Genomic DNA, 5,838 nt, shown 5'->3' on the forward strand with positions numbered 1-5,838 from the left:
TAATTTGCTGAGTGTCATTCAAACCTGTCGTTTTCAGCACCGCTGTGTAATGGATTTTTTCACACAAGCTTTACTGGCAACCATCGGTGTTATTGAGCGCCCTTCTTTAATCCCTCAATTTAATACCTGAATTCTTACAGACAATCAATATTACGTATTGCTACCTGAAAACTATTTTGCCAATAATAAAGTAAACCCTGCAAGATATGTTGATACTGGTATTTGGATTGATGTTTTAGAACCTTATGATCCTTATTATCCAATAATTAGATAATTAAATTCTGTATGCTTCCTATGACAAAAATATAATATTAAAAACCTTATAAATTTTACTGTGTATACTTTATAAGGTTTTACATTATTTTAGAACAATCAAGATTATGGGATTCTTAAAAGCCTGATATAGCGTTGTTTGATTTGACAGGTAGTCTAGGAAGTTTAAAATCGTGTAAGCTTCCTACAACATCTAATATTAAAGTGAATATTGAAATTAGACTGTCAAAAAGTGTCACACTTAGTCGTGATTAAGTTGGTCGGCTAGGTCTTCTAGTTCTTCCAATTCATTAGCGTATATATCAGCAACCGTATCAGATTTTAATTTGTTAAAAACTTTGATTGCTTCGATGGATATTTTAGAATTATCACTTTTGATATGTTCAATTATTCGTTCATATACCATTTGTGCATCACGATTATATTTGTCATTATCTTTGACAGCTTGAAATCGAATATCGATTAAACAACTTTCTTTATATTCTTTAACAAGAGCCTTGTAATCATCGGTTCTTTTTAATCTGTAGATAGTAGACTCACTCAGTTTTAATTTAGTAGCTATTTGTTCAACTGTTTTACCCTGTAGTGATAATTCAAATACTAGAGGTATGTTTGGTACGTTCATTTTAGAAGTTTTTAAATTTATATAGCTGAAGGATGAAGGGGCTAAATACCCTATTGAGTTTAGAAGGCTAATGACAACAGCGCATTTTTTAGAACTTGATTTGAATGAATTGGGTATCAATGGATAATCATAATTATAAGTCTTGACAACCAGATGAATGATAGTAAGACTGGTATGGATTACCGCTAATAATACTAAAGCTACTAGAAACGCGATCGGGTATAACGCTTTTATAGGTGTGACTTAAAATTTGACTTTTATTTCTAGTTAAAATTCATCACAAATCAAGGTTTAAGCAACATTCATTATTAATACTTCTTTTTAAACTGTAGGGGGCTATGGATATTTATTTTTAGATGGATGTTTGCCTGCATAAGTAGACAACTACCTTTTTTTCATGACTGCAAAGGTACGTAGAAAACTCGGTCTGCAGTCGTTATTTCATATTCCCAAGCTCCCTTGTACTTCTTTCCTCTTAAGGGAAATATTCTTCCTCTAATTCTTAGCATGGGATTTTGGGATAGATGTTGGTAGCAACGAATAGCATTCTCAGGGCAGCTTAATACTAACTCTCGCCAGTTCTTGACTACTCTCGAATTAATACCAACAACAGCCCAAACAGCATCATAGGGTTTTTCAGCACTCTCTAGTATTGTTTCAGGAGGTTCTAAAAATAGATTTTTATCTGACATCAATTACTATTTGCCAAATGCCTCGCCTAGTTCTTCGCTGGTTAGGGCGATCGCACTTTCACGCCATTCATGAATAACATCTCGCACGTAGCTCCAATCATTAGTTGATTTGGTTAACTCTAATGCGGAGTAAACTTCATTTACTAACTCAGAGCGTTCTTCACTGTCAAACTCTTCTACCCACTTAAAGCCATTACTGGTTTCAATTGTTTGTTCCAAATCTACTCTACGAATAACACTCATGAGTGGGAGCAGGTCAAATTTGATAGAACAAATAAACTAATAAATTAAATAGAGGTTAACAAACAAGATAAAAGTTAAAATAGGGTGAGATCGCGAGAGAAAAAAATGACACCACCTGAAGAAAAAGAATTAAAAGAACACATAAATGCGAGCGCCAAAATACTATACAGACAGAGTAAACCAGAACAAGTAGAAACCTTGGCTAGAATAGAGGAAACAGTTAGAGAACAAACACTTAAACACATTAGCCCCCAAATCGGTGTTTTTTTATCCAACAAAGAACAGGAACAGATGTAGGGCGCAAAAGAACTGTAAAAAGTATCATTGGAAAACTGCCACTGAGCGAAAAACAAGCACAGAAACTACAAGTAAAGTCTTATCAAAGAGTTAGCCCTTATCTGACAGAATGTTGCCTCAGAGCTAGTGCTAATGTATCCTATAACAGCGCAGCCCAAGATGTGGCAAGTTACACAGCAATAACAGTTTCGGCTAGAACTCAACAAAGATTAGTTCATCGATATCAGTTTCCTGAAGCAGATTGTGAGTCATTAGTAGCAGAAATTAGTGTTGATGGAGGTAAAGTACGTCTGAGAACTGAAACTAAGGGTGAATCCTGTATTGGGAGAGACTACAAAGCAGTCTGTGTTCATTCACAATCAAGAATGGCATGGTTTCAAAAGAACGAAGAATTAGTCCAATGGGTCAATCAACAACCCTTTGATTTCGTACTGAATTGTGTAGGAGATGGTCATCCAGGAGTTGGGAATCTAATGAACCAGTTCAACCCCGAAGGTGAAAGTAGACAAATTCTCGACTGGTTTCATTTAGTAGAAAATCTCTATAAGGTTGGTGGTTCATTAAAGCGTCTAGCTGAAGCTAAACAACTACTATGGCAGGGAAAAGTAGATGCAACTTTAGATTTGTTTTCGCCTCTAAAAAAGACACAAGCACAGAATTTTTGTACTTATTTAGGCAATCATCGCCATCGAATAGTCAATTACGATTATTACCCAGCAGAGAACATTTGTGCCATTGCTTCGGGAGCAGTTGAGGGGAGCGTCAAACAGATAGACAGAAGGCTGAAAATTTCAGGGGCGCAGTGGAAACCGAAAAATGTGCCACAGGTTTTAAAACATCGCTGTGCCTATCTCAACAATACTCTTTCATTGAAGTGATATCTTTGTTTTTACATAATTGACTTGCTCCCCATAGAAATGATAAAGACCACGATAGATCATCTCTAAAGAAATCCGGTCAAAAGCAAGAGAAACCTCATCAGCGATAGCATCACCGAGATCGACTAACACAGCATAAAATAGCTAAGTTCCCCAGAGTTGTAATTTAATTCCATTGAGTGAACCCGTCCAGATATAACTCAAGCCTAACAATCGTTTAACAGTATTAAATGCCTCTTCGATTCGCCATCTCCGACCATACAAATCGGCAACTATATAGGGCGGTAAAATCAATGGGTCAAGCACGCTGGTCAGATAAGAGTACCAAGCTTTACCCATTCTGATTTCCACTAATCTCATTGTGATACAGGGAATTGTCTTAGTGCCAGCACCCATTGTTACTATTCGGTCGCGGATGCTGTAACTATTGGTAAATACTCGCCCGACGGTAAATGACGCTTTGTTGTTTAGTCGGGTAATCAAATGAACATTCCTTTCGATTAGTTGTTGCCAAAACAGATAATGACAGAAACCTCTATCTAACAATATTAATGTCTGGGGCTTTACTAAATTCAGGATGTCTGACTCGAATTTCATGTCACTAGCTTTAGCATTCTCCTGAAACCAAATTTCTACTGGTAGTCGAGTTACTAGATCGATAACTATATGCGAAGCGGTATGCTAAAGCACTAGCCCTAAAGGATTAGCGCCTGGAGGCGCGTCCTTCGCGTCGTCCTTTAGGACTGCGATCTTTCCCGCTAATTGGTTTTTCGGTACTGTTGCTAGACTCTCCAATTTCTTGAAGATTGCTTCCAATGTTGAGCCATCACCAGCCCAAATTCTCTCAAATTTAGTGCGGGTAAATTGAATGCTTGACGGTAGTGGTCTTTGCTTCCGGCTATGCCATTTTCGCTCGAATTCTGGTAGTAATTCTTTGAATACTCGCTCAAATATTTGGGCAGGAAACGTCAGAAATCTTTGTGATAGTGCCTGTTGACTAACTTGTTTGGGTTGGCACCACAGGAATCCTTCCCTAGCTAGTATTGTGCTTAGTTCTCTGACTCCCGCAACGTCTCGCCAGATTAGTGTCAGCACTGCGGCCACCATTAGTGGCAGATTCAGGATTCTGTCCCTCATTCCAAGTTGGCGATAGTATTTCTCTTCAGTTATGAGTGCTGGTGTGACTAGTGCGGATAGTTGTCCTGCTATTGCCTTATCTTCCATCATTGGGCGTTGTTGTCGCTTGGCATGGTCGCGATTTGTTTTCCGCTTTCTGGGCATGGGTCAAACTTGGTTCTAACTCTGTGCTAATCCGAGTTTGACATCTTTTCTTTCTCCCCTTGACAAACCTCTGATTTTCTTAACTTGTCACGAATCGGGGAACCCGACCGTGGGCGGTGCGTGATGCGAAGCGAATCCTTTAGGGCTTTTCAAGGGAGAGTACCGTTCACTTGAAACTCAATTACTAGATTATATAGGAGTTCCAAAGGTAGTAGTCCAGTAACTATCGTAGTTAAGCGAACCGCTATCATTAACTAAATATTCGTAACCGACACCAATTTCAGTCAAGTTAGAGTTAAGAATATTAGCACGATGCCCCGCACTACTCATCCAGGCTCTTACGACTGCTTCTGGAGTTTGATATCCTGCGGCAATGTTTTCGGCAGCAGTTGTGTATTGATAGCCTGTATCCTGAATGCGGTCGAAAGGTGAAGAACCATCTATTCCAGAATGACTAAAGAAGTCATCATTAGCCATACTTGCGCTGTGTATTTGGGCAGCCTGGGATAATTGACTATCTATTTCCAAAGGATTTAAATCAGCTCGTGTTCTTTCAAGATTGATTAACTCGGCAACTTCCTCGATCAAATTAGAATTCATTGTTTCTCCACTGGTATCGAATACGGGATTGCTAATGGGTGACCCCATTAAGCTAGTGAATTTGGGGACAATTGCATTTTTACCCGGATCGTCAATAACAAAGATGGCTTTGGCGGTTTCTCCTGGGTCTAGAGTCTCCCATTTGCCTTTTCCGTCAATTGTATAGTTGCCCTTGCCTTTATTGACTAAATCTACGCCATAGACTTCTCTGATACTGTAGTCGGCCAGGTTAAAGTCTAACTTCCAGTCTTTAGCAACTGCGCTTGAGGTTAAATCTACTTCGAGCTTGTATCCTCCTTTCCAGTCTTGTGATACGTAGGAATTTGCGGAAAGGGTTGAGTTAGAGATTTTGGTGATAGCCATGTCTAAAGAGTGAGGTAATTGTTTTCTTAATTACCTTTATAAAAGCTTTATCTTGGCTTCACCGTGACTTCATAAGCCTTGGAACGGACTTTAGGATCACACGGGTTAAGTGAGCTAAAAAAGGACTCGTGCTTTAGTGAAACCTCAGGCACTCGTCTTAAAGGACGACGCGAAGGACGCGCCTCCAGCCGCTAATCATGCACGGGCTAGTCCTTGATTGGCATATGAAGCCCGTGAGGACGAGAGTGCCGAGGTTTCCTTATCCGAACGTGTATCCTTTGGTGCGGTTGATATGAGAATCAATGATGCTGATAATGGAGGTTCTCTAAAAGTGTGCTTTGGTAAATAGGTTGTCGCTTGGAGCAGACTGACAAAAGCCTTTAGTGAATTGCGTAAGGTTATTTGCCGCCGCTGAACACGATCGTTAACAATTGCTTATAAAAGCGGGTTCTGTTGCAAAAAATTCAAATGGACAGAAAAAATCTGTGAATAGCTAATTTTTCAAACAGCAATCCCAAAGAGAGAATGAATAAAATCCCTTTGGACTAAAATATCACCTTTATCTATATTTTCAATCTGACCTAAA

Annotated in this window: 5 protein-coding genes and 1 pseudogene; 1 reads left to right on the forward strand and 5 read right to left on the reverse strand. The window is 39.1% G+C overall.

The window, feature by feature from the left end; all coding sequences use genetic code 11:
* Positions 1 to 514 precede the first annotated feature (514 nt).
* The 3 genes from V6C71_10045 to V6C71_10055 form a co-directional block, all read right to left on the reverse strand.
* Positions 515 to 898, reverse strand: a complete 384-nt coding sequence (locus V6C71_10045) for a helix-turn-helix domain-containing protein (protein HEY9768822.1) — start codon at positions 896 to 898, stop codon at positions 515 to 517.
* A 395-nt stretch (positions 899 to 1,293) separates the two neighbouring features.
* Entirely contained in the window at positions 1,294 to 1,590 is a 297-nt protein-coding gene (locus V6C71_10050) for a hypothetical protein (protein HEY9768823.1), read from the reverse strand.
* A 6-nt stretch (positions 1,591 to 1,596) separates the two neighbouring features.
* Positions 1,597 to 1,833: a hypothetical protein gene (locus V6C71_10055; protein ID HEY9768824.1), complete on the reverse strand. Its 237-nt coding sequence runs from the start codon at positions 1,831 to 1,833 to the stop codon at positions 1,597 to 1,599.
* A 105-nt stretch (positions 1,834 to 1,938) separates the two neighbouring features.
* On the opposite strand from V6C71_10055, the gene V6C71_10060 reads away from it, so the two are divergent.
* Positions 1,939 to 3,008, forward strand: a protein-coding gene (locus V6C71_10060; GenBank protein ID HEY9768825.1) for an ISKra4 family transposase whose coding sequence is annotated in 2 segments (ribosomal slippage) — positions 1,939 to 2,095 and positions 2,095 to 3,008 — 1,071 coding nt in all. Because the reading frame shifts where the segments join, the coding sequence is not laid out codon by codon here.
* A gap of 33 nt (positions 3,009 to 3,041) precedes the next feature.
* Here V6C71_10060 and V6C71_10065 read toward each other — a convergent pair.
* Positions 3,042 to 4,235, reverse strand: a pseudogene (locus V6C71_10065) (IS4 family transposase).
* Positions 4,236 to 4,478: 243 nt separating this feature from the next.
* Positions 4,479 to 5,252, reverse strand: coding sequence for a CAP domain-containing protein (locus V6C71_10070; GenBank protein HEY9768826.1), 774 nt, complete (start codon positions 5,250 to 5,252; stop codon positions 4,479 to 4,481).
* Positions 5,253 to 5,838 lie beyond the last annotated feature (586 nt).

The sequence above is a fragment of the Coleofasciculaceae cyanobacterium genome (genome assembly GCA_036703275.1).
Classification (GTDB): Bacteria; Cyanobacteriota; Cyanobacteriia; order Cyanobacteriales; family Xenococcaceae; genus Waterburya.

Coding starts and splice junctions, on each gene's coding strand:
- V6C71_10045 (HEY9768822.1), bottom strand. CDS start 898: ATGAACGTACCAAACATACCTCTAGTATTTGAATTATCACTACAGGGT.
- V6C71_10050 (HEY9768823.1), bottom strand. CDS start 1,590: ATGTCAGATAAAAATCTATTTTTAGAACCTCCTGAAACAATACTAGAG.
- V6C71_10055 (HEY9768824.1), bottom strand. CDS start 1,833: ATGAGTGTTATTCGTAGAGTAGATTTGGAACAAACAATTGAAACCAGT.
- V6C71_10070 (HEY9768826.1), bottom strand. CDS start 5,252: ATGGCTATCACCAAAATCTCTAACTCAACCCTTTCCGCAAATTCCTAC.